Origin of the sequence: uncultured Lamprocystis sp. (genome assembly GCF_903933125.1) — a bacterium.
Classification (GTDB): Bacteria; Pseudomonadota; Gammaproteobacteria; order Chromatiales; family Chromatiaceae; genus Thiodictyon.
This window is the reverse complement of the sequence record NZ_CAIZIZ010000208.1, coordinates 1-2,273: the sequence shown is the minus strand read 5'-3', so window position 1 is coordinate 2,273 and position 2,273 is coordinate 1. Positions and strand designations below refer to the sequence as shown.

At 65.3% G+C, this 2,273-nt stretch carries 2 protein-coding genes; both read left to right on the top strand.

The annotated features are described in order from the left end of the window. Positions 1 to 1,255: SUMF1/EgtB/PvdO family nonheme iron enzyme (locus tag QZY03_RS10545; protein WP_295580753.1), on the top strand; the 1,255-nt coding region annotated here is incomplete at its 5' end. A gap of 357 nt (positions 1,256 to 1,612) precedes the next feature. Next, positions 1,613 to 2,152, top strand: coding sequence for a DUF4351 domain-containing protein (locus QZY03_RS10540; RefSeq protein WP_295580751.1), 540 nt, complete (start codon positions 1,613 to 1,615; stop codon positions 2,150 to 2,152). Positions 2,153 to 2,273: the final 121 nt, after the last annotated feature.

Genomic DNA, 2,273 nt, shown 5'->3' with positions numbered 1-2,273 from the left:
CCTTGAGGTCAACGCGGCGCCCGGTCCGCACAGCGGACCCTACGCGGTAACCGATACCGACACTGCGCAGCAGCCGCCGAGTGAGAATCCCAGTGGCCCTGCAGCGGGCTCCAACCGGGTTATGCGGGGCGGCGCCTGGGACCTCACCGCCGACTACTGCCGTGCGGCGTACCGCTACGGGGACGCGCCGTCCGACCGCGACAGCAGCCTCGGCTTTCGCCTTTCGAGGACTGGCCCTCTTTCCTCTTACCCTTTTACCCTTGGCGCCGCGCCGCCCGCGCCCATCATTGAACCGCCCGCACCGCGCCGTTTCGCCCCCTACGAGGTCTTTCGGGATCACCTGAACAGCGCTGATCCAGTCGGCGCCGCGGCGAGCGACGCCCCGCAGATGGTCTATCTTCCCGGCGGGATCTTTCAGATGGGCGATGCGCAGGGCAGCACCGACGAGCAGCCGGTTCACCCGGTCGAGCTCCCGGCCTTCGCGCTCGGGCGCACCCCGGTCACCTGGGGCGAGTACCGGCGTTTCTGCGAGGCGAGCGACACCCATTGGCCGGAATGGTTGGAAGCCGGCAACGAGTACCACCTGGAGACCGGCAAGAACGATTTTTACGCCAAGCGCGGCATCAGCCGCGTGGCACTGGATCTGCCGGTAGTTGGCGTCTCCTGGGAGGATGCACGCGCCTACTGCGCTTGGCTAAGCGCCCAGACCGGCGAGCGCTATGCGCTGCCCACCGAGGCCCAGTGGGAGTACGCCTGCCGCGCCGGCACCGCCACCCGCTGGTGCTGCGGCGACGACTCGGCTTGCTTGAGCGAATACGCCTGGTTCAGCGACAATGCCGAGGGCCGGCTCCACCCGGCGGGTCAGCGACACGCGAATGACTGGGGGCTCTACGACATGCACGGCAACTGCTGGGAGTGGTGTACGGATTGGTATGCGGCGGATTACTACCAGCAGCTCGCTACTGCACTCGCAGCGAGTGCTACTGCGCAGCGTAGTGGCCAACAGCGGCCGAGCACATGGCGGCGTATTGCCGGTGCACTCGGCATCGGGCGCGGGAATACTGCACTGAGCGTTAGCACTGCGCAGCCACTGGCGAGCAGAGCGCCGAGTGGCCCTGACACGGGCTCCGGCCGGGTTATGCGGGGCGGCGCCTGGGACGACGCCGCCGACGACTCCCGTGCGGCGTACCGCTACGGGTTCGCGCCGTCCTACCGCGACTACTACCTCGGCTTTCGCCTTTCGAGGACCGTATAACTTGACTCTTTTACACTCTTACTCTTGGCCGACGGCGTTCTGAGCGTCCGACCGGTCATGTTGGTCAGACTGTTCACCCTCGGCTTCGATCCGGTCACGGAGCGCTTCAACGATGAGTCCGTGCGCGATTTTCTCGCCGATAAGACCGGTAGGTTGGGGTGAGGAACGAACCCCAACGATCGGCGGCCGGGATGTTGGGGTTCGTTCCTCACCCCAACCTACGGGCTATCGCCTTGAAGGCCCTTGGCGCCTTGGCGTGAGACATTCCGGGTCTGACCAAGCCGTTGCGGCGGATGCGCTCGCGCGGGCGCAATTCGCCACCAGTGCCCGTTCCTCACCGCATCCTACGGGCTGGTGGTGATCACCAACCAACGCGAACGCGACGGCTTTGGGGTGCACTTTTGTTACCGGGTCCATCATCTCCAGCAGTGGGCTGACCAGTTGGCCATCTTCAAGGCCCGGGTGGCAACCAATCCCTTTGCCGTCGTGGCCTTGGCCCAACTGGCGGCCCATCGCCGCACCTCCGATCCTGAGCGCAAAGCCAGTAAACGCGAGATCATCTGGCTGCTCTATGAATCCGGTTACGGACGCGACGACGTCCTGGCCCTGCTGCGCTTTATCGACTGGATGCTGCGGCTGCCGGCGGCCCTTGAACTTGAACTGCGCGGCGAACTGATCGCACTCGAGGAGCAACAGAAAATGTCCTATGTCATGAGCATTGAACGCATGGCCGAAGCGCGCGGCGAAGCTCGAGTCCTGCTGCGGCTACTCACCCTCAAGTTCGGCCCCCCGTCACCCGAGATCCAACAACGCATCAGCGACGCCGATGCCGATACCCTGCTCGCGTGGTCCGAGCGGGTGCTCAGCGCAGACACGATCGATGACATCGTCGATTAGGCCTTGATCGTAATCCCGGCCAGCGGCGTGCGTCGTCAGGGCTTCCAGCCCTGACGGTGTCAGGCCAGGATGGCCTGACGACGCACCCGGCGCGCCCAAGTGGCCGGAATCTTGATCGAGG